The 23,017-nt window shown below is 74.5% G+C and carries 21 protein-coding genes and 1 riboswitch; of the genes, 15 read left to right on the top strand and 6 right to left on the bottom strand.

What is annotated here, in order from left to right; all coding sequences use genetic code 11:
* Window positions 1-581 precede the first annotated feature (581 nt).
* Complete coding sequence (locus tag IF45_RS0118485; RefSeq protein ID WP_003947406.1) at window positions 582-1,715, bottom strand: alpha/beta hydrolase; 1,134 nt, start codon at window positions 1,713-1,715, stop codon at window positions 582-584.
* Between the two features lie 74 nt (window positions 1,716-1,789).
* On the bottom strand, window positions 1,790-2,512 hold the full coding sequence (locus IF45_RS0118480) for a class II aldolase/adducin family protein (RefSeq protein ID WP_003947407.1): 723 nt from the start codon (window positions 2,510-2,512) through the stop codon (window positions 1,790-1,792).
* 312 nt (window positions 2,513-2,824) lie between these two features.
* Here IF45_RS0118480 and IF45_RS0118475 point away from each other — a divergent pair, with 312 nt between their 5' ends.
* The 9 genes from IF45_RS0118475 to cobC all read left to right on the top strand — a co-directional run bounded on the left by IF45_RS0118475 (window position 2,825) and on the right by cobC (window position 13,038).
* Window positions 2,825-4,105 carry an inorganic phosphate transporter gene (locus tag IF45_RS0118475; RefSeq protein WP_008414241.1) on the top strand — a complete coding sequence of 427 codons (1,281 nt, stop codon included), beginning with the start codon at window positions 2,825-2,827 and terminating at the stop codon, window positions 4,103-4,105.
* A 31-nt stretch (window positions 4,106-4,136) separates the two neighbouring features.
* Window positions 4,137-4,358 carry a hypothetical protein gene (locus IF45_RS0118470; protein WP_030308437.1) on the top strand — a complete coding sequence of 74 codons (222 nt, stop codon included), beginning with the start codon at window positions 4,137-4,139 and terminating at the stop codon, window positions 4,356-4,358.
* A gap of 180 nt (window positions 4,359-4,538) precedes the next feature.
* Window positions 4,539-4,663, top strand: a riboswitch (cobalamin riboswitch).
* 126 nt (window positions 4,664-4,789) lie between these two features.
* Complete coding sequence (locus tag IF45_RS0118465) at window positions 4,790-5,776, top strand: cobalamin biosynthesis protein (RefSeq protein WP_030308435.1); 987 nt, start codon at window positions 4,790-4,792, stop codon at window positions 5,774-5,776.
* Entirely contained in the window at window positions 5,773-7,341 is a 1,569-nt protein-coding gene (locus tag IF45_RS0118460) for a cobyric acid synthase (protein WP_030308433.1), read from the top strand. Before IF45_RS0118465 ends, IF45_RS0118460 begins: the two co-directional genes overlap by 4 nt.
* Before the next feature lie 100 nt (window positions 7,342-7,441).
* A complete protein-coding gene (locus IF45_RS0118455; protein ID WP_015508071.1) occupies window positions 7,442-9,565 on the top strand; it encodes a putative cobaltochelatase in 2,124 nt (707 codons plus the stop codon).
* Window positions 9,565-10,164 (top strand): cob(I)yrinic acid a,c-diamide adenosyltransferase, encoded by a 600-nt coding sequence (gene cobO, locus IF45_RS0118450; RefSeq protein WP_003947412.1) that lies wholly within the window; start codon window positions 9,565-9,567, stop codon window positions 10,162-10,164. Before IF45_RS0118455 ends, cobO begins: the two co-directional genes overlap by 1 nt.
* Window positions 10,158-11,552 (top strand): cobyrinic acid a,c-diamide synthase CobB, encoded by a 1,395-nt coding sequence (locus tag IF45_RS0118445; RefSeq protein ID WP_030308431.1) that lies wholly within the window; start codon window positions 10,158-10,160, stop codon window positions 11,550-11,552. The genes cobO and IF45_RS0118445 overlap by 7 nt, the downstream gene beginning before the upstream one ends.
* A complete protein-coding gene (locus IF45_RS0118440; RefSeq protein ID WP_003947414.1) occupies window positions 11,549-11,989 on the top strand; it encodes a cobalamin biosynthesis protein in 441 nt (146 codons plus the stop codon). The genes IF45_RS0118445 and IF45_RS0118440 overlap by 4 nt, the downstream gene beginning before the upstream one ends.
* A gap of 2 nt (window positions 11,990-11,991) precedes the next feature.
* Complete coding sequence (cobC, locus tag IF45_RS0118435) at window positions 11,992-13,038, top strand: Rv2231c family histidinol phosphate aminotransferase CobC (RefSeq protein WP_030308429.1); 1,047 nt, start codon at window positions 11,992-11,994, stop codon at window positions 13,036-13,038.
* A gap of 7 nt (window positions 13,039-13,045) precedes the next feature.
* Here the strand turns inward: cobC and IF45_RS0118430 are convergent, their stop codons facing one another.
* From IF45_RS0118430 to IF45_RS0118420, 3 genes are all read right to left on the bottom strand, one after another.
* Window positions 13,046-13,585 (bottom strand): GNAT family N-acetyltransferase, encoded by a 540-nt coding sequence (locus IF45_RS0118430; RefSeq protein WP_030308428.1) that lies wholly within the window; start codon window positions 13,583-13,585, stop codon window positions 13,046-13,048.
* A 190-nt stretch (window positions 13,586-13,775) separates the two neighbouring features.
* The gene (locus tag IF45_RS0118425) at window positions 13,776-14,762 is read right to left on the bottom strand and encodes an SCO1860 family LAETG-anchored protein (RefSeq protein ID WP_003947417.1); all 987 of its coding nucleotides are present in this window, start codon (window positions 14,760-14,762) and stop codon (window positions 13,776-13,778) included.
* Window positions 14,763-15,093: 331 nt separating this feature from the next.
* Window positions 15,094-16,185, bottom strand: coding sequence for an amidohydrolase family protein (locus IF45_RS0118420; RefSeq protein WP_003947418.1), 1,092 nt, complete (start codon window positions 16,183-16,185; stop codon window positions 15,094-15,096).
* Between the two features lie 74 nt (window positions 16,186-16,259).
* Here IF45_RS0118420 and IF45_RS0118415 point away from each other — a divergent pair, with 74 nt between their 5' ends.
* The 5 genes from IF45_RS0118415 (at window position 16,260) to thpD (ending at window position 21,092) form a co-directional block, all read left to right on the top strand.
* Window positions 16,260-17,375 carry a pyridoxal-phosphate-dependent aminotransferase family protein gene (locus IF45_RS0118415; protein ID WP_030308427.1) on the top strand — a complete coding sequence of 372 codons (1,116 nt, stop codon included), beginning with the start codon at window positions 16,260-16,262 and terminating at the stop codon, window positions 17,373-17,375.
* Window positions 17,376-17,860: 485 nt separating this feature from the next.
* A complete protein-coding gene (gene ectA, locus IF45_RS33625; RefSeq protein ID WP_008412174.1) occupies window positions 17,861-18,367 on the top strand; it encodes a diaminobutyrate acetyltransferase in 507 nt (168 codons plus the stop codon).
* 120 nt (window positions 18,368-18,487) lie between these two features.
* Complete coding sequence (gene ectB, locus IF45_RS0118405; protein WP_018470508.1) at window positions 18,488-19,759, top strand: diaminobutyrate--2-oxoglutarate transaminase; 1,272 nt, start codon at window positions 18,488-18,490, stop codon at window positions 19,757-19,759.
* 34 nt (window positions 19,760-19,793) lie between these two features.
* Window positions 19,794-20,192: an ectoine synthase gene (locus IF45_RS0118400; RefSeq protein WP_003947422.1), complete on the top strand. Its 399-nt coding sequence runs from the start codon at window positions 19,794-19,796 to the stop codon at window positions 20,190-20,192.
* Between the two features lie 3 nt (window positions 20,193-20,195).
* On the top strand, window positions 20,196-21,092 hold the full coding sequence (thpD, locus tag IF45_RS0118395) for an ectoine hydroxylase (RefSeq protein ID WP_030308426.1): 897 nt from the start codon (window positions 20,196-20,198) through the stop codon (window positions 21,090-21,092).
* Window positions 21,093-21,265: 173 nt separating this feature from the next.
* Here thpD and IF45_RS0118390 read toward each other — a convergent pair whose 3' ends face one another.
* A complete protein-coding gene (locus tag IF45_RS0118390; protein ID WP_030308425.1) occupies window positions 21,266-22,327 on the bottom strand; it encodes an alkene reductase in 1,062 nt (353 codons plus the stop codon).
* A gap of 170 nt (window positions 22,328-22,497) precedes the next feature.
* Here IF45_RS0118390 and IF45_RS0118385 point away from each other — a divergent pair, with 170 nt between their 5' ends.
* Entirely contained in the window at window positions 22,498-23,010 is a 513-nt protein-coding gene (locus tag IF45_RS0118385) for a MarR family winged helix-turn-helix transcriptional regulator (RefSeq protein ID WP_018470511.1), read from the top strand.
* Window positions 23,011-23,017 lie beyond the last annotated feature (7 nt).

Genomic DNA, 23,017 nt, shown 5'->3' with positions numbered 1-23,017 from the left:
ACTGCATGGTGCGGGGTGAGTTGGAGCATGGCTGCCTCGTGTGCAGTTTGCTGCGGGGGCACCCCGACACGACCCCACCCCACGGTCTCGTACGCGGCCGACCGCCGGAGGGGGGATAAGGCCGTCACCGATGACTCGCTCCTCCACAGTGACCACCGTCGTTGCTTCAGCTGGTCACAAAGATCCGTGGGGGCGGTCTGTCTTTATCCCTCCCACCGGCGGGACGACGCCGACGAGACGGAAGGGCGGGGACGGGTCGGGGTGCCCCCGCAGCAAACTGCACACACGGCCGTCTTGAAGCGACTGACCCCGCACCTTGCAGTTTGTGAGGAGGTACCCCGACCCGGCCCCGCCCGACCCACCCGGCGAACGCACCGCGAACCCCACAGCCCGGCCGGCGCTTGAGGCCACTTTTGGAGCCTGGCCGGCGTTTGAGGCCGTCGGTGACCCGCAGGGGCAAGGCGCGGCAGGTCGGGGCGGAGCCCAGCCACAAAAGACAGCCCGGCCGGCGCTTGAGGGCAGCCCGGTGACCGGCACGGGCAACACCCGGGCACCCCTGAACGCGGCGCAGCCGCATCGTGTCAGAGGAGGGGGGTGAGGAAGCGGCGTAGGGACTCGTCGTAGGTCGACGGGGAGGCGTTCCACATGGCGGCGTGGGGGGCGTCGGGGACCGTGTGGAGGGTGATGAGGTCGGGGCGGCTGCGAGCGAGGGCCAGGGAGTAGTCGTAGGAGGCGATCTCGTCGTCGGGGCCGTGGAGCAGGAGGGTGGGGACGCGGATGCCCTCGGGGCCGCCGATGTGCGGGAGGCGGTCGTCGCTGAGGCCGGTGCGCCCCTCGGCGGCGCGGACGGCGAGGGGGAGGAAGGCGTTGGGGATGTGCCTGGCGGCGGCCAGGGCGCGCACGGTCCGGGCACGCCCGAGGACCGGGGAGTCGAGGACCAGGCCCCCGATGCGCCCGCGCAGCGAGGAGCGGGCGGCGGTGAACAGGGCCATGGTGGCGCCGGTGGACCAGCCGTAGAGGATGACGCGGGCGGCGCCGTTGGCGACGGCGAAGCGCAGGGCCGCGTCGACGTCGCGCCACTCGGTGTCGCCGAGGTGGTTGAGGCCGTCCGGGGAGCGCGGGGCCCCCCGGTCGCCGCGGTAGGCGAGGGAGAGGACCGGCAGGCCCAGGCGGTGCAGCTGGTCCATGACGACCATGGGGTGCTCGATGGTGCCGGCCAGGCCGTGGACGGCCAGGACCCAGGTGCGGCGGTCGCCGGGGACCACCCAGCCGGGCAGTACGCCCAGTTCGCCGGGGATCTCGACCTCGGCGTAGGAGAGGCCGAGGGCGGTGGCGGGGTCGCCGCTGTAGAGCTGGGGGGTGAGCCAGGCCCGGTCGCCGGTGTCGGGGGTGCCGTCGAAGACGCGCTCCAGGCGGCGGACGACGGTGTCGGCGGCGACCTCGCCGTCGGCCCGGTCGAGCACCGGCCCGACGGCGGCGTGGAAGTCGCGGCCGGTGAGGCCGTAGCGGCCCGGGCGCAGGGAGGCCAGGTCGCGGGTGAGGGTGATCCGTCCGGCCTCGGCGCGGTGGACCGTCAGCTTGGGCTCGGTGGGCAGCCGGTGGCCCGCCGGGAGCCGCAGGGCGGCGTCACTGGCGTACCGGCCGGCCGCTACGGCGGCGGCCCCGGCTCCGACTGCGGCGGTGACGGCCAGTGCCGTCGTTCGGGCGATACGCACCGCTCCAGTCTGCGGGCACCGGGCGGCGCACGGCCAGCGGACGCGGCCCGGCGGGTGACGCGCCGGGCCGCCGGTCACCCGCCCGGCTGGCCGTAGCCGCGCAGCCGCTCGGCGGCGGCGTCGAGCTGTCCCGCGTCGAGGAGGGAGGGGGTGTGGCCGGGGACGGAGCGGGCGAGCAGCCAGACGCGGCACATCCACTCCAGCTGGGCGGTGCGGTCCAGGGCCTGGGTGAGGGTGTCGCCGGTGGTGACGGTGCCGTGGTTGCGCAGGAGGCAGGCGGTGCGGTCCCGGAGGGCCTCGACGAGGTGGCCGGCGAGTTCCTGGCTGCCGTAGAGGGCGTAGGGGGCGGTGCGGACGGGGCCGCCGAGCGCGGCGGCCATGTAGTGGACCGGCGGCAGGGTGTCGACGAGCGTGGAGACGGCGGTGGCGTGCGGGGCGTGGGTGTGGACGACGGCGCGGGCGGTGCCGGTGCGGTACACGGCGAGGTGGAGAGGCAGCTCGCTGGTGGGTTTCAGGGTGCCGAGCACCTGGCGGCCGTCGAGGCCGACGGCGACGGTGTCCTCGGGGCCGAGCCGGTCGTAGGGGACGCCGGTGGGGGTGATGAGGACGAGGTCGCCGGTCCCGCCGGCCGGGCGGTCGGGGGTGACGCGGACCGAGACGTTGCCGGAGGTGCCGACCACCAGTCCGTCGCGGACGGTGGCGCGGGCGGTCTCCACGAGGTCGTGCCAGGCGTGGGCGACGGCCTGGTCCTCCTGGGGGCGCCAGGGGCGGCCGGGGTGGGCGCGGTTCTTCTCCATGGCGGGGCATCCTGCCACCGGCGGCGCGTACCCCGGTGTGCGCGCCCCATTCCGCTTCGGTGCTCCGGACCCCCGCGACCCGGTGCGACCTGCCTCACATCCGCCGCCGGCGGGAACCGCCCCGGGGGCCGTGCTCGCGGGCCTTCGGGGGCCTGGCGGTCCACTCTCCCAAGGGGTCGGGGCGGGGCCGGGAGAGAGGCGGCCGAGGGGGCTCCGTTTCGGGTCACCACGTTGCCCGCCCCAGTTCATCTTCCGTTCACTCAACGCCCCTACGTTCAACGAGCCAACGACGTCCCACAGAAGTCCGGGTAAATGGAACACATCACGCTTCTCCTCGGGATCGTGATCGTGACCGCTCTCGTGTTCGACTTCACGAACGGTTTCCACGACACAGCCAACGCGATGGCCACCACCATCTCGACCGGCGCGATGAGGCCCAAGGCCGCGGTGGCGATGTCCGCCGTCCTCAACCTCGTCGGCGCGTTCCTCTCCGTGGAGGTCGCCAAGACGATCTCCGGCGGACTCATCAACGAGGACGGCCTGAAGACAGAAGTCATCTTCGCCGCCCTCGTAGGCGCCATTCTGTGGAATCTTCTGACCTGGCTCGTCGGCCTGCCGTCGAGCTCCTCGCACGCGCTCTTCGGCGGCCTCATCGGCGCCGCGGTGATGTCGGCGGGCTGGTCCTCCGTCAACGGCGGCACCGTCGTCACCAAGGTGCTGCTGCCCGCGCTCGCCGCGCCGCTCGTCGCCGGCCTCGCCGCGATGCTCGCCACCCGGCTGACCTTCCGGATCAACCGGAACGTGGACGAGAAGTCCACCGCCAAGGGCTACCGCGCCGGGCAGATCGCCTCGGCCGGCCTGGTCTCGCTGGCGCACGGCACCAACGACGCCCAGAAGACGATGGGTGTCATCACCCTCGCCCTGGTCACCGGCGGTGTCCTCGCCCCCGGCTCCAACCCCCCGATGTGGGTCATCGTCTCCGCCGGTGTCGCCATCGCGCTCGGTACGTACCTGGGCGGCTGGCGCATCATCCGGACCATGGGCAAGGGGCTCACCGACCTCACGCCGCCGCAGGGCTTCGCCGCCCAGACCAGTGCCGCGACGGTCATCCTGGCCTCCTCCCACCTGGGCTTCTCCCTCTCCACCACCCAGTCGTGCTCCGGCGCGGTGATGGGTGCGGGCCTCGGCCGCAAGGGCGGCGTGGTCCGCTGGTCGACCGCCACCCGGATGTTCGTCGCCTGGGGTCTGACCCTCCCGGCCGCCGCCCTGGTCGGCGCGGCCGCCGAACTCCTCACCAAGCAGGGTGACTGGGGCGTCGCCGCCACCGCGGTCCTGCTGGTCGGCGGGTCCTTCGCGATCTGGCTCCGCTCGCGCCGCTCCCCCGTCACCCACGACAACGTCAACGACGTGGAGCCGGTGCAGGACGAGCCCTCGGGCATCGTCACCCAGGCCATGGCCTCCGTGGCCCCGCCGCCCACCGGTGCGGCTGTCGCCTCCGAGGAGGCGGACGGCTCCCCGCTCGGCTCGATCCCGGCCCAGCCCGGCCACTCCTCCGCCACGACCGAACCGGCCGCCCGGCCGGCCAAGGTCTGACCCGGCCTCGCGCACGTAAGGACACCTCACCATGGACATCGACTGGGCAGCTCTCGGCTCCGTCTTCGGCGTGAGCCTCGTGGTCACCGTCGCGCTCGTCGGCTTCTTCACCCTCGGCATCGTGGGCCTCTCCAAGGCCGCGAGCGGGGACCAGGGCGGCGGTTCGGGTGTCGCGGCGAAGGCCGGCGGCTACCTCTGCTTCGCGCTCTGCGCGGCGGCGGTCGCCTACGGGATCTACATCATCGTGGCCTGAGGGTCACCACCCGCCGGGAAGGGCGGGCCGGACGTACGCCGTCCGGCCCGCCCTTCGGCGTACCGGTGCCGGGCGCCCCGGCTGTGGGGCTCCACACACTCTTCGTCGCAGGTCAACGGTGAGTTGACTGGTGTTCCGGGGCCGTGGTGGACTGCCGGGGCCGAAACACGGAGGCAGCAGAGGAAGCCGGTGCGAATCCGGCGCGGTCCCGCCACTGTCACCGGGGAGCGGCATCTCCGCCGAGCGCCACGGCCCGAAAGGGCTGGAAGGCCAGGGGATGCCGCCGATCCGGAAGCCAGGAGACTCTCGCCCCCGGTCACGTCGAACCAGGGCGCGGACCCTGAGTGAGGACACACCGCCATGCGTGGCTGCCCGTCGCCGCCCCCCGACCTGCTCCCCCGGTACGCCGAGCGCCGAACGGGCTGAGCCCCGTGGACCGTGCCGACCGCGTCTTCGCGTACGGCGCCACCGCCGGACTGCTGGCCGACGCCCTCTTCGCCGACCCCCGCCGGGGCCACCCCGTGGCCCTCTTCGGCCGGGCCGCCTCGGCCGTCGAGCGGCGCCTGTTCCACGACCACCGGGGCTGGGGCGCGCTGCACACCGCCCTCTGCGCCGGGGGCGTCACCGCCGGGGCCGCGCTGGCCGCCCGTGCCGTCCGCCCCCACCCGTACGCGGCCGTCGCGCTGACCGCCGCCACGACCTGGGCGGTGGTCGGCGGCACCTCGCTGGTACGCGAGGCCCGGCTGATCGGCGCCGCCCTGGAGGCCGGGGACGTGGCCGAGGCCCGGCGGCTGCTGCCCCGGCTCTGCGGACGCGACCCCCAGGCACTGGACTCCGACGCGCTGGCCCGGGCGGTGGTCGAGTCGGTCGCCGAGAACACCTCGGACGCGGTGGTCGGCGCCCTGGTGTGGGGCGCCCTCGCGGGCGTCCCGGGGCTGGCCGGCTTCCGGGCCGTCAACACGCTGGACGCGATGGTCGGCCACAAGTCGCCCCGGCTGCGCCGGTTCGGCTGGGCCTCGGCCCGCCTCGACGACGTGGTCGGCCACCCGGGCGCCCGGCTGACGGCGGCCCTCGCCGCCCTCGCCGGACCCGACCCGCGCGGCGCCCTGCGCGCCTGGCGCGCCGACGCGCACCGCCACCCGAGCCCCAACGCGGGCCCGGTAGAGGCGGCGTTCGCCGGGGCGCTCGGCGTACGCCTCGGCGGCGCCCTCGCCTACGGCGGGCGGACCGAGCACCGGCCGGTGCTGGGCGGCTCGGGCCGCGCGGTGCGGCCCGGCGACATCGAGCGGGCCGCCCGGCTCTCCCGGCGGGTCGGCGCGCTGGCGCTGGTCGCGGGGGCGGGCGCGCGGCTGGCCGCCGGAGCGATACGCGGGCGCGCACGGCGCGCGGCGACAGGACAGGGAGGGGCAGGGTCATGAGCGGCGGAGTGCTGATCGCGGGGACCACCTCGGACGCCGGGAAGAGCGTACTGACGGCCGGCATCTGCCGGTGGCTGGCGCGGCGCGGGGTGAAGGTGGCGCCGTTCAAGGGGCAGAACATGTCCCTCAACTCGTTCGTGACCAGGGAGGGCGCGGAGATCGGCCGGGCCCAGGCGATGCAGGCCCAGGCCGCCCGCGTCGAGCCGACGGCGCTGATGAACCCGGTGCTGCTCAAGCCCGGCGGCGACCGCTCCAGCCAGGTGGTGCTGCTCGGCAGGCCGGTGGGCGAGCTGAGCGCCCAGGGCTTCTTCGGCTCGGTCCTCCCCGGCGAGCCGGCCCGGGCGGTGTCGGGGGGCCGCCGGGAGGCGCTGCTGGAGCCGGTCCTCGCCTGCCTGGCCGAGCTGCGGGCCACCCACGACGTGGTGGTCTGCGAGGGCGCGGGCAGCCCCGCCGAGATCAACCTGCGCCGGACCGACATCGTCAACATAGGCGTCGCCCGGGCGGCGAGGCTGCCGGTGCTGGTGGTCGGCGACATCGACCGGGGCGGCGTCTTCGCCTCGTTCTTCGGCACCACCGCGCTGCTGGCCCCCGAGGACCAGGCGCTGGTCGCCGGGTACGTCGTCAACAAGTTCCGGGGGGACGTGGAGCTGCTGAAGCCCGGCATCGAGATGCTGCGGTCCATCACCGGCCGCCACACCTACGGCGTCCTGCCGTACGCCGAGGGGCTCGGCATCGACGAGGAGGACGGGCTGCGGATCTCGCTGCGCGGCGCGGTCCGCGAGTCGGTGGTGGCGCCGCCGGTCGGTGCGGACGTGCTGCGCGTCGCGGTCTGCGCGGTGCCGCTGATGTCCAACTTCACCGACGTGGACGCGCTGGCCGCCGAACCGGGCGTCGTGGTGCGGTTCGTGGACCGGCCCGAGGAGCTGGCCGACGCCGACCTGGTGGTGGTCCCCGGCACCCGGGGCACGGTCCGGGCGCTGGCCTGGCTGCGCGAGCGGGGTCTGGCCGAGGCGCTGCTGCGCCGGGTCGCCGAGGGGCGCCCGGTGCTCGGCATCTGCGGCGGCTACCAGCTGCTCGGCGAGCGGATCGAGGACGAGGTGGAGTCCCGGGCGGGCACCGTCGAGGGGCTCGGCGTGCTGCCGGTGCGGGTGCGGTTCGCGGTGGAGAAGACGCTGGCCAGGCCGGACGGTTCGGCGCTGGGCGAGCCCGTCGAGGGGTACGAGATCCACCACGGCGTCGCCGAGGTGCTGGGCGGCGAGCCGGTCTTCACCGACGCGGACGGGCGGGCCCTGGACGGCTGCCGGACCGGCGCGGTCTGGGGCACCCACTGGCACGGCTCGCTGGAGAGCGACGGCTACCGCAGGGCCTTCCTCACCGAGGTGGCCCGGGCGGCGGGCCGCCGCTTCGTCCCGGCCCCCGACACCTCGTTCGGCCAACTCCGCGAGGAGCAGCTCGACCGGCTCGGCGACCTGATCGAGGAGCACGCCGACACCGATGCCCTGCTGCGCCTGATCGAGCGGGGCGCCCCGCCCGGCCTGCCGTTCCTGCCGCCGGGCGCGCCATGAGCCGCCCGCCCGTACGTCCCGGCCCCGCGTCCCCTGTCCGCCGTACCCGTGCCGCCGTCGTGCGGTGCGCGGTCCCGGTGAGTGAAGGAGTGAAGTCCCGATGAGTACCAGTTCCCGTTATCCGTTCACCGCGATCGTCGGTCAGGACGACCTGCGGCTGGCGCTGCTGCTGAACGCGGTCTCCCCGGCGGTCGGCGGTGTCCTCGTCCGGGGGGAGAAGGGCACCGCCAAGTCGACGGCGGTCCGCGCGCTGGCCGCGCTGCTGCCGCCGGTGCGGACCGTGGAGGGGTGCCGGTTCTCCTGCGACCCGGCCGCGCCCGACCCGGGCTGCCCGGACGGGCCGCACCCGGCGGACGGGCCTGGCGGCGAGCGGGCGGCCAGGATGGTGGAGCTGCCGGTCGGCGCCTCCGAGGACCGGCTGGTCGGCGCGCTCGACATCGAACGGGCCCTGGCCGAGGGCGTGAAGGCATTCGAGCCGGGCCTGCTGGCCGACGCGCACCGGGGCATCCTCTACGTCGACGAGGTCAACCTCCTCCACGACCACCTGATCGACCTGCTGCTGGACGCGGCGGCGATGGGTGCCTCGTACGTGGAGCGCGAGGGCGTCTCGGTGCGGCACGCGGCCCGTTTCCTGCTGGTCGGCACGATGAACCCGGAGGAGGGCGAGCTGCGCCCGCAGCTCCTGGACCGGTTCGGGCTGACCGTCGAGGTGGCCGCCTCCCGGGAGCCGGACCAGCGCGTCGAGGTGGTGCGCCGCCGGCTCGCCTTCGAGGACGACCCGGCCGCCTTCGCGGGCCGCTGGTCCGGCGAGGAGGCCGGGCTGCGCGAGCGGGTGGCCGCCGCCCGGGCGCTGCTCCCCCGGGTCCGCCTCGGCGACGGCGCGCTGCGCCGGATCGCGGCGGTCTGCGCGGCCTTCGAGGTGGACGGGATGCGCGGCGACCTGGTGATGGCCCGCACCGCGACCGCGCTGGCCGCCTGGGCGGGCCGGACCGAGGTCGCGGTGGAGGACGTACGCCAGGCCGCGCTGCTGGCGCTGCCGCACCGGCGCCGCCGCAACCCCTTCGACGCGCCGGGCCTGGACGAGGAGAAGCTCGACGAGGTGCTGCGGGACGCCGCCGCCGACGACCCCGAGGACGAGCCGCCGACGCCGCCCGAGGGGCAGGCGCCCGAGGAGCCGGGCGGCGGTGACGACGACGGACCTGGCCCGGACGGCGGCGGGGGCGGGCGGCCCGACCCCGGCGACGGTGACGGCTCGGGCGGCCTCCCGCCGCAGCGGACCGAGGACTCCGGTGCCCCGGCGCCCGAGGACGCCCCCGAGGCGCTGACCGGTGCGGAGCCCGGCGAGTCCGGCGGCGGTACGCCCCGTCCCGCCTCGGCGGAGCAGCGGGCGGTGGCGGCGGGCGAGCCGTTCCGCACCAAGGTGCTGAGCGTGCCGGGGCTCGGCGCGGGCGCGGCGGGGCGCAGGTCCCGGGCGCGGACCGAGCACGGCAGGACCACCGGGGCGACCCGTCCCGAGGGGGCGCTGACCAAGCTCCACCTGACGGCGACGGTCCGGGCGGCCGCCCCGCACCAGCGGGCGCGCGGCCGGTCGGGCCGGGGCCTGGTGGTGCGCCGCGACGATCTGCGGCAGGCGACCCGGGAGGGCCGCGAGGGCAACCTCGTCCTCTTCGTGGTGGACGCCTCCGGGTCGATGGCGGCGCGCAGGCGGATGGGCGCGGTCAAGGGGGCGGTGCTGTCGCTGCTCCTCGACGCCTACCAGCGGCGCGACAAGGTCGGGCTGGTGACGTTCCGGGGCCGCGAGGCGGAGGTGGCGCTGCCGCCGACCTCCTCGGTGGACGCGGCCGCCGCCCGGCTCCAGGCGCTGCCGACCGGCGGGCGGACCCCGCTGGCGGCGGGGCTGCTGAAGGCCCACGACGTGCTGCGCGTCGAGCGGCTGCGGGACGCCACGCGCCGCCCGCTGCTGGTCGTGGTCACCGACGGCCGGGCCACCGGCGGCCCCGAGCCGGTGGCGCTGGCGGGCCGGGCGGCCCGGCTGCACGCCGCCGAGGCGACGGCGAGCGTGGTCGTCGACTGCGAGACGGGCCCGGTCCGCCTCGGGCTCGCCGGGGAACTCGCCCGCGAACTGCGGGGCACCGCCGTCACCTTGGACGAGCTGCGGGCCGAGGCGCTCACCGGCCTGGTCAAGGACGTCACCGATCACCACCGTGCCAGGAGGGCCGCGTAATGCCGCAGGGACAGCCGTCCGTCGTCCCCGAGGACGGACTCACCACACGTCAGCGCCGCAACCGCCCGCTGGTCGCGGTCCACACCGGCCCGGGCAAGGGCAAGTCGACGGCGGCCTTCGGGCTGGCGCTGCGCGCCTGGAACCAGGGGTGGCCGATCGGGGTGTTCCAGTTCGTCAAGTCGGCCAAGTGGAAGGTCGGCGAGGAGAACGCGCTGAAGACGCTGGGCGCCAGCGGCGAGGGCGGCCGCGTCGACTGGCACAAGATGGGCGAGGGCTGGTCCTGGGTCCAGCGCGACGACCAGCAGGACAACGAGGCCAAGGCCCGCGAGGGCTGGGAGCAGGTCAAGCGCGACCTGGCCGCCGAGACGTACCGGCTGTACGTGCTGGACGAGTTCGCCTATCCGCTGCACTGGGGGTGGATCGACACCGCCGAGGTGATCGAGGTGCTGCGGAACCGGCCCGGCAACCAGCACGTGGTGATCACCGGCCGCAACGCCCCCGCCGAACTGGTCGACTTCGCCGACCTGGTCACCGAGATGACCAAGGTGAAGCACCCGATGGACGCGGGCCAGAAGGGCCAGCGGGGCATCGAGTGGTGAGCACGCTCCGCATTCCCCGCCTGGTGGTGGCGGCCCCGTCGTCGGGCTCCGGCAAGACGACGGTGGCGACCGGCCTGATGGCCGCCTTCACCGGGCGGGGCCTCACCGTCTCGCCGCACAAGGCGGGCCCCGACTACATCGACCCGGGCTACCACGCGCTGGCCACCGGCCGCCCGGGCCGCAACCTCGACGCCTACCTCTGCGGCACCGAGCTGCTCGGCCCGCTCTTCGCGCACGGCGCGGCCGGGGCCGACCTGGCCGTGGTCGAGGGCGTGATGGGGCTGTACGACGGTGCGGCCGGCCAGGGTGAACTGGCCTCCACGGCGCAGCTGGCGAAGGCGCTGCGGGCGCCGGTGGTGCTGGTGGTCGACGGCTCCTCGCAGTCCCGGTCGGTGGCGGCGCTGGTGCACGGCTTCGCCTCCTGGGACCCCGAGGTGCGGATCGGCGGGGTCATCCTCAACAAGGTCGGCTCCGACCGGCACGAGGAGCTGCTGCGGGAGGCCCTGGACGAGGCCGGCGTCGACGTGCTCGGCGTGCTGCGCCGCACCCCGCAGGCGGCGACGCCCTCCCGTCACCTGGGCCTGGTCCCGGTGGCGGAGCGGGAGCCGGACGCGGTGGCGGCGGTGGCGGCCATGGCCGAGCAGGTCCGCGCCGGGTGCGACCTGGACGCACTGTGGGCGCTGGCCCGTTCGGCGCCGCCGCTCACCGGCGCGCCCTGGGACCCGGCCGGGGCACTGGCCGGGTCGGGGACTCCCCCGCCCTCCGGGCCGCGCCCCGTGGTGGCGGTGGCGGGCGGCGCCGCCTTCACCTTCTCCTACGCCGAGCACGCCGAACTGCTGACGGCGGCCGGCGCCGAGGTGGTCCCCTTCGACCCCCTGCGCGACGAACACCTCCCCGAGTCCACCGGCGCGCTGGTGATCGGCGGCGGCTTCCCGGAGGTCTACGCCCCCGAACTGTCGGCCAACGCCGCGCTCCGCGCCGAGGTGGCCGCGCTCGCCGCCGCCGGGGCACCGGTCGCCGCCGAGTGCGCGGGCCTGCTCTACCTGGCGCGCGAGCTGGACGGCGCCCCGATGTGCGGCGTGCTGGACGCCTCCGCGCGGATGACGGAGCGGCTGACGCTGGGCTACCGGGACGCGGTGGCGGTCGGCGACAGTGTGCTGGCCCCGGCCGGGACGCGGGTGTCCGGCCACGAGTTCCACCGCACCCGCCTGGCACCCGGCGCGGGCACCGCACCGGCGTGGGGCGTGGTGCGGCCCGGCCCGCCCCGCACGGAGGGCTTCGTCCAGGGCGGCGTGCACGCCTCCTACCTGCACGTCCACTGGGCCGCCCTGCCGACGGCGGCGGCCCGCCTGGTCGCCCGCGCGGTGCGGCCTGGCGCGCCCGTATGACCGCCTCACCCGCCGGGGCCGGGCTGGTGGTGGGCGTCGGCGCCTGCCGCGACGCGCCCGCGGAGGCGGTGTACGGGCTGGTGCGCGAGGTGCTGGCGGAACTGGGTCCGGCGGCCGGGCCCCTGCTGGAGCTGGCCACCGTCGAGGCGAAGGCCACCGAGCCGGGCATCGTCGAGGCGGCCCGGCTGCTGGGGGTCCGGCTGCGCTCCTGGGCGCCCGGGGTGCTGGCCGCCGTGGAGACCCCGCACTCCTCGCCGACGGCGCTGGCGGCACTCGGGGTGGCCTCGGTCGCGGAGGCGGCGGCACTGGCGGGCGGCGGCGAACTGCTCGTACCGAAGAGGAAGCAGGGCGGCCCCGGCCCGGCGGTGGCGACCTGCGCGGTGGCCCGGCGCGGCCCGGCGGCGGGCGTCCCGGGAGACGGAACGACGACGGAGTGACGATGGACGAGCCCGATCTGCGCCACCACGGCGACGCCGAGGTGCGCGGCGCCGGCCTGACCGACCTGGCGGTGAACGTGCGGACCGGCACGCCGCCGCCCTGGCTGCGGCGGCGCATCGCCGCCTCGCTGGAGGGACTGGCCGCCTACCCCGACGGGCGCACGGCCCGGGCGGCGGTCGCGGCCCGGCACGGGGTGGCACCGGAGCGGGTGCTGCTGACCTCCGGCGCGGCCGAGGCGTTCGTCCTGCTGGCGCGGGCGCTGCCGGTACGCCGTCCGGTGGTGGTGCACCCGCAGTTCACCGAGCCGGAGGCGGCGCTGCGAGACGCCGGGCACGGGGTGGAACGGGTGCTGCTGCGCGAGGCCGACGGCTTCTGCCTGGACGCGGACGCCGTTCCCGACGAGGCCGACCTGGTGGTCGTCGGCAACCCCACCAACCCGACCTCGGTGCTGCACCCGGCGCGCGAACTGGCCCGGCTCGCGAGGCCGGGGCGTGTCCTCGTCGTGGACGAGGCGTTCATGGACGCGGTCCCCGGCGAGCGGGAGGCCCTCGCGGGCCGCACCGACCTCCCCGGCCTGGTCGTCCTGCGCAGCCTCACCAAGACCTGGGGCCTGGCGGGCCTGCGCATCGGCTACGTCCTCGCCGAACCCGCCCTGATCACCCGCCTCGCCTCCGCCCAGCCCCTGTGGCCGGTCTCCACGCCGGCCCTGACCGCCGCCGAGGCGTGCGTCTCCCCGCCGGCGCTGGCCGAGGCCGAGGAGGCCGCCGTCCGCGTCGCGGCCGACCGGGAGGTGCTGGTGACGGGCCTGGAGAAGCGCGCGGAGGCGGGGGTACGGGTGGCGGGCCCGGCCGAGGCCCCCTTCGTCCTGATGGCGGTCGAGGGCGCGGCGGCCGTCCGCGAGGAGCTGCGCACCCTCGGCTTCGCGGTCCGCCGGGGCGACACCTTCCCGGGGCTGGGGCCCCGGTGGCTGCGGCTGGCGGTCAGGGACGCGGCGACGACGGAGGCGTTCCTGGAGGCGCTGGACGTGGCCTTGGCCCGGCGGCGCTGAGGCGGGCTCAGGGGGACGGTGCGGGAGGGGGCCGCAGGCCGAGCCACTGCTCGGCGCCCCATTCCTGGTACCGCTCCACCTCGGTGAACCCCAGCTTCGCCGCGAGGCGCAGCGAGGCGGTGTTGGCGCTCTGGGTGGTGAGCACCACCGGCTCGCCGGGAAGCGCGCCGTCGCACCAGGCCAGCGCCGCCGCGCAGGCTTCGGTGGCGTACCCGTGGCCCCAGGCGTGCGGGAGGAAGAGGTAGCCGAGGTCGGCCAGTCCCTCGGCGGCGGGGCGGGGCGTGCCCGGCGCCCGCCTGAGCAGGATGTGGCCGGCCATCGTCCCGTCGAGTGCGACGACGAAGCTGCCGGGCCACGGTGCGGGAACGGCGGGCATCGCGCGTTCGACCTCGTCGCGCGGGCGGGCGCCGCCGAGGTAGGTGTGCACCTCCGGCGAGGCGTACAGCTCGACGAAGGCCGGCCGGTCGCGGGCCTCGGCCGCGCGGAGGACGAGCCGTTCGGTCCTGATCGGTGTGGGCGGCCAGGCGACGGGCCCCAGATCTTCCATGCGGGAAGGGTAACTGCCGTGCCCAGGTGGGCAGTCGGGGCCACCGGGAGATCCGGCACCCGGGAGAAAGGGGGCGGCCGCCCCACGCGGCCGCCCCCTCCGGTGCGGGAGCGGGGCGCCCCACGCGCCCCGCTCCCGCCCGGTCCGGCCCGCCGCACGGCTCACCCCCCGGTGCCGTGCGGCGGGTGGATCAGGCGCGCTTGCGGCGGGTCAGGGCGAGGGCGCCGCCGCCCGCGGCGAGCAGGAGGACCGCGCCGCCCGCGAGGTAGGGCGTCATGGAACTGCCGCCGGTCTCGGCGAGGTTCTCGGTGGCGGGGGCCTTGCCGGTCTGGGTGGTGACGCCGTCGTCCCCGGTCTTCACCTGCTCGGTGCCGGAGCCCTCGGCGGGCTTCTCGGCCTCCTCCTCGGCCGGCTCCTCGGCGGCGGGCTTCTCCTCCTCGGGCGCGGGGGCCGGGGCGGCGGGGCGCTCGCAGGTGGCTCCGGCGAGGGTGACGGTGCCGTCGACCTCGGCGACGCCGAGCTTGAGCGGGTCGACGGCGACCTTCAGCTCCAGCGCGGTGGCCGCCGCCGTCGAGGTGGTGGTGTGGCGCTTGGAGAGGTCGAGGGTGACCTCGCCGACGCCGTCCACCGTGACCTGGGTGGTGCCGCCCGCGGTGAGGGTGACGCGCTTGCCGAGGACGGTGACCTGGCCGAGCACGTTGGCCTCGGCGACCGGCTTCTTCCCCGCCTCGCAGAGGGCGGTGGCGGTGACCTTCTCGACCTCCAGCAGCGGCAGCAGGGGCAGGCCCGGCAGATGCACCTTGGCCTGGGCGAGCGTGGTGCTCCCCTCCGCCTTGTGGGCGTCGGCGGTGGCCTTCGCCTGGGCGACCTGGGCGTTGAGCACGCTGAACGGCCGGCCGTTGTCGACGCCGGAGAGTTCGGCGGTCAGCGCCGTCTTCTCGGCGCTCTGCGGCGCGTGGACCTCGTTGAGCGCGACCTCCAGCGGGACGTTGACGGTCTTGCCGAGCAGCGAGACGTCGAGGCCGGTGCGCAGGACGACCGCGTCCGCCCGCCCGTGGTCGCCGGTGGCGTGGGCCGTGGTGGCCGTGGCGAGGGCGAGCGGCGCCGCGACGAGCAGCCCGGCCGCCGAGGCGGCCACCAGACGGCGCGCGGGCATGCGGAAGTTGGTGCTGTTCAAGATGGTGAAACCCCCACAGAGACATGGAGCCGCCGGGGCCGCACCTGGGGACAGGCGGCCGCCGACGACGTCGTTGCCGGAATCTTTACGCACTCCGGGTGAAGGGGCGACAACCTGGGGTGACTTCACTCCAAAGGGTGGTTTTGGTGCAGACGTTCGACCCGGCCTGCACGGCCGTTCCCCCACGTCACCCCTGACCGCCGTTTCCGGGCCCCCGAAGGGCGCAGAAGGGCGTACGGACGGCGTACGCGGGCGCGGACGTGCGGCGGGGGCCGGAGCACAACGACGCTGCTCCGGCCCCCGTAACGGCCCGTCAACACGCTTCTCGCGGTCAGGCGACGACCTTGCCGCCGACCACGACCCGGCGGGGCGCCGCCAGCACCCGGACGTCGGCGCGCGGGTCGCTCGCGTAGACCACCAGGTCGCCCGGGGCACCCTCGGTCAGTCCGGGGCGGCCGAGCCAGTCGCGGGCGCCCCACGCCGTGGCGGAGAGGGCGTCGAGCGGCGGGATGCCGGCGGTGACCAGTTCGGCGACCTCGGCGGCGACCAGGCCGTGCGGGAGGCTGCCGCCCGCGTCGGTGCCGACGAAGACCGGGATGCCCGCGTCCCAGGCGGCGCGGACCGTGTCGTACCGGCGCTCGTACAGCCGCCGCATGTGGGCCGACCAGTCGGGGAACTTCGCCTGCCCGCCGGCCGCGAGGTCGGGGAAGGTGGCGATGTTGACCAGGGTGGGGACGATGGCGACGCCGCGTTCGGCGAAGAGCGGGATGGTCTCCTCGGTGAGCCCGGTGGCGTGCTCGATGCAGTCGATGCCCGCCTCGACCAGGTCGCGCAGCGAGTCCTCGGCGAAGCAGTGGGCGGTGACCCGGGCGCCGAGCCGGTGCGCCTCGGCGATGGCGGCCTCGACCGCCTCGCGCGGCCAGCACGGCGTCAGGTCGCCCGCGCCCCGGTCGATCCAGTCGCCGACCAGCTTGACCCAGCCGTCCCCGCGCCGCGCCTCCTGGCCGACGTGGGCGACGAGTTGGTCCGGCTCGATCTCGTGGGCGTAGTTGCGGATGTAGCGGCGGGTGCGCGCGATGTGGCGGCCGGCCCGGATGACGCGGGGCAGGTCGTCGCGGTCGTCCATCCAGCGGGTGTCGCTGGGCGAACCGGCGTCGCGCAGCAGCAGGGCCCCGGCGTCGCGGTCGGTGAGCGCCTGCTTCTCGGCGACCTCGGCGGCGACCGGGCCGTGCCGGTCCAGGCCGACATGGCAGTGGGCGTCGACCAGGCCCGGCAGCGCCCATCCCTCGACGGTCCGCACCTCGCGGGCGCCCGGCGGCCGGGTGAAGGTGATCCGCCCGCCCACCACCCAGAGTTCGTCCCTGGCCTCCTCGGGACCGACCAGTATCCGGCCCTTCACGTGCAGCACCATGTCTTCGCTCATGCACGGCAGCGTAGGACCCGGTGGGTACGCTCGGACCGGCAGCCCGACGATCGACCGGCGAAATGAGCACCACCGTGACGCACCCCCTCCTGGACCTGACCCCGCTGACCGCCGCGCATTTCGCGAACATCGAGCGCCGCGTCGCGGCGCTGCTCTCCACCGCGCAGGACGTCGTCATCACCCAGGGTGAGGCGCTGCTGCCGCTGGAGGGCTGCATCCGCGGCGTGGCGGGCCCGGACACCACCGCCCTCAACGTGATCACCGGCCCGTACGGGCAGACCTTCGGCGACTGGCTGCGCGACTGCGGGGCGCGCGTGGTCGACCTGGCGGTGCCCTACGACGCGGCGGTCGGCGCCGACCAGGTCGCCGAGGCGCTGGCGGAGCACCCGGAGATCAGCTTCGTCTCGCTGGTCCACGCCGAGGCCGCGACCGGCAACACCAACCCGGTGGCCGAGATCGGCCGGGTGGTGCGCGAGCACGGCGCGCTCTTCATGGTGGACGCGGTGGCCTCGGTCGGCGCCGAGCCGCTGCTGCCCGACGCCTGGGGCGTGGACCTCTGCGTGATCGGCGCCCAGAAGGCGATGGGCGGCCCCGCCGGCGTCTCGGCGGTCTCGGTGAGCGAGCGGGCCTGGCAGCGGATGGCGGCCAACCCGCAGGCGCCGCGCCGCTCGTACCTCTCGCTGCTGGACTGGAAGGAGCGGTGGATCGACGCCGGGCGCACCGCCCTGCTGCACGCCCCCGCCCAGCTGGAGATGGTGGCGCTCCAGGCGTGTGTGGAGCGGATCGAGGACGAGGGTCTGGAGACGGTGATCGGCCGGCACACCCGGGCGGCGGCGGCCACCCGGGCCGGCGTGAAGGCGCTCGGCGGCGGATTCGCGCCGTACGTCCGCGAGGCGCGCCACGCGGCGCCGGTGGCGACCACGCTGCGGGCACCGGAGGGCGTGGACGCCTCGGAGCTGGTGGCGCGGGCGCTGGCGGCGGACCCGGTGCTGCCGCTGGTGGCGGGCGGCGGGTCGCTGGCCAAGGAGATGATCCGGGTCAACCACTACGGCACGGCCGCGGCCGGCTCCACGGTCCACTCCTCCCTCTCCGCGCTGGGGGCGGCGCTGACCGACCTCACGGGCCGGTCGGTCGACCCGGACGCGGCGCGGCGCGCGGCGACCGCAGCCTGGGAGCGCCCCGCGGGCTGATCCGGCCCCGGCGGGCCGTCCGGTGCGCGGCGCACGCCGTGCGCGGGGCGGCCCGTCGCGCTTTTCCGTTCCCGGGCACAGCGAAGTCCGCACCGACTTCGGCGCGGACAGCGAACGATATTCTTAATCGGTAGACCTATTACAGGGAATTCCGAATTCTTTCGCACTCACCTTCCCCTATTCGTCTGCCCGCTCTCCCCGAAGCTAAACGCATCGATTTTCCGGACACCGAAACCGCGTAATTCGGACGCGTCACGCGTGCGTTACGCACTTGTGACTGACTCCACACCGTGACCGTTTCGCGGCTTACATCCTGGACAAATCACCATCTTCAGGCGGTCGTTCGCGCAGGCGCACCCCCGCGCCCGATAACACAGAAAGCGCTGCCATGTAACCCCGACCCGCGATGCATTTTTCAGAGTGGATCGGTAAATTCAATTTGCATGACCGCCGCACAAGCCGACCTTGAACGTGGCCGATCCACCATGAAGGAAATGCCAGAGGATTTGCGCCTGGACCACCCGGGCGTCGAGGACGGGGCAGCCATCTGGCGTATCGCCCGCGACTCGCGCACCCTCGACCTCAACTCCTCCTACAGCTACCTCCTGTGGTGTCGCGACTTCGCCGGCACCTCCGTGGTGGCACGCGACGCCGCCGGCGAGCCGGTCGGGTTCGTGACCGGATACTTCCGGCCCGAGCGCCCTCACACCCTCGTCGTCTGGCAGGTCGCCGTGGACGCCTCGCAGCGCGGGCGGGGCCTCGCCGCCGCCCTGCTGGACGGGCTCACCGACCTGCTCCGTGAGAAGGGGCGGCTGGACGGGATCGAGACCACCATCACCCCGGGCAACACGCCCTCCGAGCGCCTCTTCACCTCCTACGCCAAGCGCCACGGCGCCGAGCTGGAGCGCGAGGTCCTCTTCGGTGCCGGGCTCTTCCCCGACGGGGGGCACGACCCCGAGGTGCTGTACCGCATCGGACCGTTCACCGACTGACCAGCGCGAACGCCCGCACAGCAACTCCAGGTCCGGCCGGAAGGCAAGCCCCCGGCCGCCCTTCCGCACGTATCCCTGACTTCCGCCCCGCTTCACCCCCCATCTCCCAGGAGAGCAGTCGTGACCATCACCCCGCCCGCCCTGAGCGTCTTCGAGACCCTTGAGTCGGAGGTACGGAGCTACTGCCGCAGCTGGCCCGCCGTCTTCGACCGGGCCCAGGGCAGCTACCTGTACGACGAGGACGGCCACACCTACCTCGACTTCTTCGCCGGCGCCGGCGCCCTCAACTACGGCCACAACAACCCGGTGCTGAAACGCGCGCTGATCGACTACATCGAGCGCGACGGCATCACCCACGGCCTGGACATGGGCACCACCGCCAAGCGCGCGTTCCTGGAGACCTTCCAGAACGTGCTGCTGCGCCCGCGTGACCTGCCGTACAAGGTCATGTTCCCCGGCCCGACGGGCACCAACGCCGTCGAGTCGGCGCTGAAGCTGGCCCGCAAGGTCAAGGGCCGCGAGTCCATCGTCTCCTTCACCAACGCCTTCCACGGCATGTCGCTGGGCTCGCTCGCCGTGACCGGCAACGCCTTCAAGCGCGCCGGGGCCGGCATCCCGCTGGTGCACGGCACGCCGATGCCGTTCGACAACTACTTCGACGGCACCGTGCAGGACTTCCTCTGGTTCGAGCGGCTGCTGGAGGACCAGGGCTCGGGCCTCAACACCCCCGCCGCGGTCATCGTCGAGACCATCCAGGGCGAGGGCGGCATCAACGTGGCCCGCCCCGAGTGGCTGCGCGCCCTCGCCGACCTGTGCAAGCGCCGCGACATGCTGCTGATCGTCGACGACATCCAGATGGGCTGCGGCCGCACCGGCCCGTTCTTCTCCTTCGAGGAGGCGGGCATCACCCCGGACATCGTCACCCTGTCGAAGTCCATCGGCGGCTACGGCATGCCCATGTCGCTCTGCCTGTTCAAGCCGGAGCTGGACATCTGGGAGCCGGGCGAGCACAACGGCACCTTCCGGGGCAACAACCCGGCCTTCGTCACCGCCGCCGCCGCGCTGGACGCGTACTGGAGCGACGGCCAGATGGAGAAGCAGACCCTCGCCCGGGGTGAGCAGGTCGAGCAGGCGCTCACCGCCATCCTCGACGAGCACGGCGGCGAGGCCATCGTCTCCGTCCGCGGCCGGGGCCTGGTCTGGGGCATGGAGTTCGCCGACAAGTCCCGCGCGGGCGCCGTCTCCAAGCGCGCCTTCGAGCTGGGTCTGCTGGTCGAGACTTCCGGGCCGGAGAGCGAGGTGGTCAAGCTGCTGCCGCCGCTCACCGTGAGCCCGGACGAGCTGGACGAGGGTCTGCGCATCCTCGCCCGCGCCGTCCGAGAGACGGCCTGACACACAACGACGGAAGAAAGGGCACGACCACACTGTGATCGTCCGATCGTTCAAGGACATCGAGAACACCGACCGGCACGTCAAGTCGGCGTCCGGCACCTGGGAGAGCAAGCGCATCGTGCTCGCCAAGGAGAAGGTCGGTTTCTCGCTGCACGAGACCATCCTCTACGCGGGCACCGAGACCGACATGTGGTACGCCAACCACATCGAGGCCGTGCTCTGCGTCGAGGGTGAGGCCGAGCTGACCAACCGCGAGACGGGCGAGACCCACTGGATCGAGCCCGGCACCATGTACTTGCTGAACGGCCACGAAAAGCACACCCTGAGGCCGAAGACAGATTTTCGCTGCGTCTGCGTCTTCAACCCTCCTGTGACCGGACGGGAGGACCACGACGAGAACGGCGTCTACCCGCTGCTGACCGAGGAGGACTGAGTCATGACTGTCGCGTCGGAACGCACCGATCTCTACCCGAGCCGGACTGCAACCGAGGTGACGATCCCGCGCAAGGACCCCGTGGTGTGGTCCCCGCAGGACGCCCCTGGACCCATTACGCGGTCCGACCTGCAGTCGTACGAGGACAACGGCTTCCTCGCCGTCGAGGAGCTGATCACCCCCGAGGAGGTCAGCGTCTACCGGTCGGAACTGGACCGGCTGGTCGCCGACCCGCTCATCCGGGCCGACGAGCGGGCCATCGTGGAGCCCAAGTCGGAGAAGGTCCGCTCCGTCTTCGAGATCCACAAGATCAGCGAGATCTTCGCCGGCCTGGTCCGTGACGAGCGGCTGCTGGGCCGCGCCCGGCAGATCCTCGGCTCGGACGTCTACGTCCACCAGTCCCGGATCAACGTGAAGCCCGGCTTCGGCGCCTCCGGCTTCTACTGGCACTCGGACTTCGAGACCTGGCACGCCGAGGACGGGCTGCCGAGGATGCGCGCGGTGTCCGTCTCGATCGCGCTGACCGAGAACTACGACACCAACGGCGGCCTCATGATCATGCCGGGGTCGCACCGCACGTACGTGGGGTGCAACGGCGTGACGCCGAAGGACAACTACAAGCGGTCCCTCCAGATGCAGGACGCGGGCATCCCCTCCGACGAGGTGCTGACCGAGTTCGCCGACCGCCACGGCATCAAGCTCTTCACGGGCAAGGCCGGGTCGGCCACCTGGTTCGACTGCAACGCCATGCACGGCTCCGGGGACAACATCACCCCGTACCCGCGCAGCAACGTGTTCATCGTCTTCAACAGCGTCGACAACGCTGCTGAGGAGCCCTTCGCGGCGCCGGTGCGGCGTCCGGAGTTCATCGGGGCGCGTGACTTCACTCCGGTGAGGTGAGCCGGTGACGCCCCGCTTCACCCAGGTGGAGCAGGCGCACCGGACGAGCCGCTGACAGCGGGCTCATCACGCACCGGCGCACACGGCGCCCGGGCCACGGGACCGGGGGCGGCCACAGGCGGGCCGCTCCCGGTCCGGTTGCGTTTCACGGGCCTTCTCCGCCCGCGCGCGGGTCAGAGCGCCGGGTAGTCGGTGTACCCCTCGGCCCCGCCGCCGTACATCGTGGCGCGCCGGGCCTCGTTGAACGGCCCCCCGGCGCGCAGTCGCGCGGGCAGGTCGGGGTTGGCCAGGAAGAGCTGGCCGTTGCTGACCAGGTCGGCGGTGCCCTCCTCGACCAGGGCCAGCGCCTCGGGACCGGTCGGGCTGTCGGCCGGGTTGAGCATCAGCGGGCCGTCGAAGAGCTCGCGCAGGCGCAGGATGAGCGCCCGGCGGGCGGGGCCGTCCTCGGCGAGGTGCAGGTAGGCGAGGCCGAGCGGGGCGATCCGGGCGACCAGCGCGGTGTACTCCGGCTCCGGCTCGGGCTCCTCGATGCTGTTGAAGGCGTTGCCGGGCGAGAGGCGCAGGGCGGTCCTGGCGGCGCCGATCTCGGCGACGACCGCCTCGGTGACCTCGGCGGCGAACCGGATGCGGCCCTCGACCGAGCCGCCCCAGCCGTCGGTGCGGCGGTTGGAGCCGGGGGCGAGGAACTGGTGGATCAGATACCCGTTGGCTCCGTGCAGCTCGACCCCGTCGAAACCGGCGTCGACCGCGTTGCGGGCGGCCGTGACGTAGTCGGCGAGGGTGGCGCGGATCTCCTCGTCGGTCAGCTCACGCGGGGTGACGAAGTCCTGCGGTCCCTCGGCGGTGTACACCTGGCCCGTGGCGGCGACCGCCGAGGGGGCGACGTTGACCTCGCCCTCCGGCAGCAGCGAGGGGTGGCCGATCCGGCCGGCGTGCATGAGCTGGGCGAAGATCCGGCCGCCCGCGGCGTGCACGGCGGAGGTGACCGCGCGCCACCCCGTCACCTGTTCGGCCGAATGGAGTCCGGGGGTGTCCGGGTACCCCTGGCCGACGGCGGAGGGCTGGATGCCCTCGGTGACGATCAGGGCGGCCGAGGCACGCTGCGCGTAGTACTCGGCCATGAGCGCCGTCGGCGCCCCCGCCGCGCCGGAGCGGCTGCGGGTCATGGGGGCCATGGCGATGCGGTGCGGGAGCTTGGTGCCGGACAGGTCGAGGGGCTCGAAGGCAGTGCTCACGGGCGGTCTCCAGTGGGGGAACGGGCGGTTCCGGGCAGAGCGGGGCCCGGCCGACGCATTGCATGGTCGGCCAATCAATGGGGCCGGGAGCCACTGTAACCCATTCATTGGCCGACCAAAGGTATAGTCGGGCGGAGACCGGGACGAGGACGACCCAGCGGGAGACGTGGATGAACGAGGCGACCGGCCCCGAGCAGGCCCCCTGTACCTGGCCCGCCGAGCGGGGCGCGGCCCCGCCCGGCGGGCCCGTCGGCCATCTCGTCACCCGGGTGGCGCGGCTGCACCGGACCGCCGCCGGCCGGGCGCTGCGCGAGTCCGGTCTCTACCCGGGCCAGGAGATCGTCCTCGGCCACCTCTGGGAGGCGGACGGCCCGGTCCGCCAGTCCGACCTGATCAAGGCGGTCGAACTCGACCCCTCCACGGTGACCAAGACCCTGCAGCGGCTGGAGCAGTCCGGGCACGTCACCCGCGCCCCCGACCCCGCCGACCGGCGGGCCGTCCTGGTCGAGGCGACCGAGCTGAGCTGCGCGCTGAGCCGCCAGGTCGAGTCCGCCTGGGCCGGCCTGGAGGAGCACGCCCTGGCCGGCCTCACCCCCGCCGACCGCGCCGAACTGCTCCGCCTGCTGACGGCGGTGGAGGCCAACCTCTGCGACCGGGCGGGCGGCTGCCCCGAGGCGGAGTAGCCCGCGC

Origin of the sequence: Streptomyces albidoflavus, assembly GCF_000719955.1 — a bacterium.
Taxonomy (GTDB): Bacteria; Actinomycetota; Actinomycetes; order Streptomycetales; family Streptomycetaceae; genus Streptomyces; species Streptomyces albidoflavus.
The sequence above is the reverse complement of the archived record's forward strand: the minus strand, read 5'-3'. Positions and strand labels throughout refer to the sequence as shown.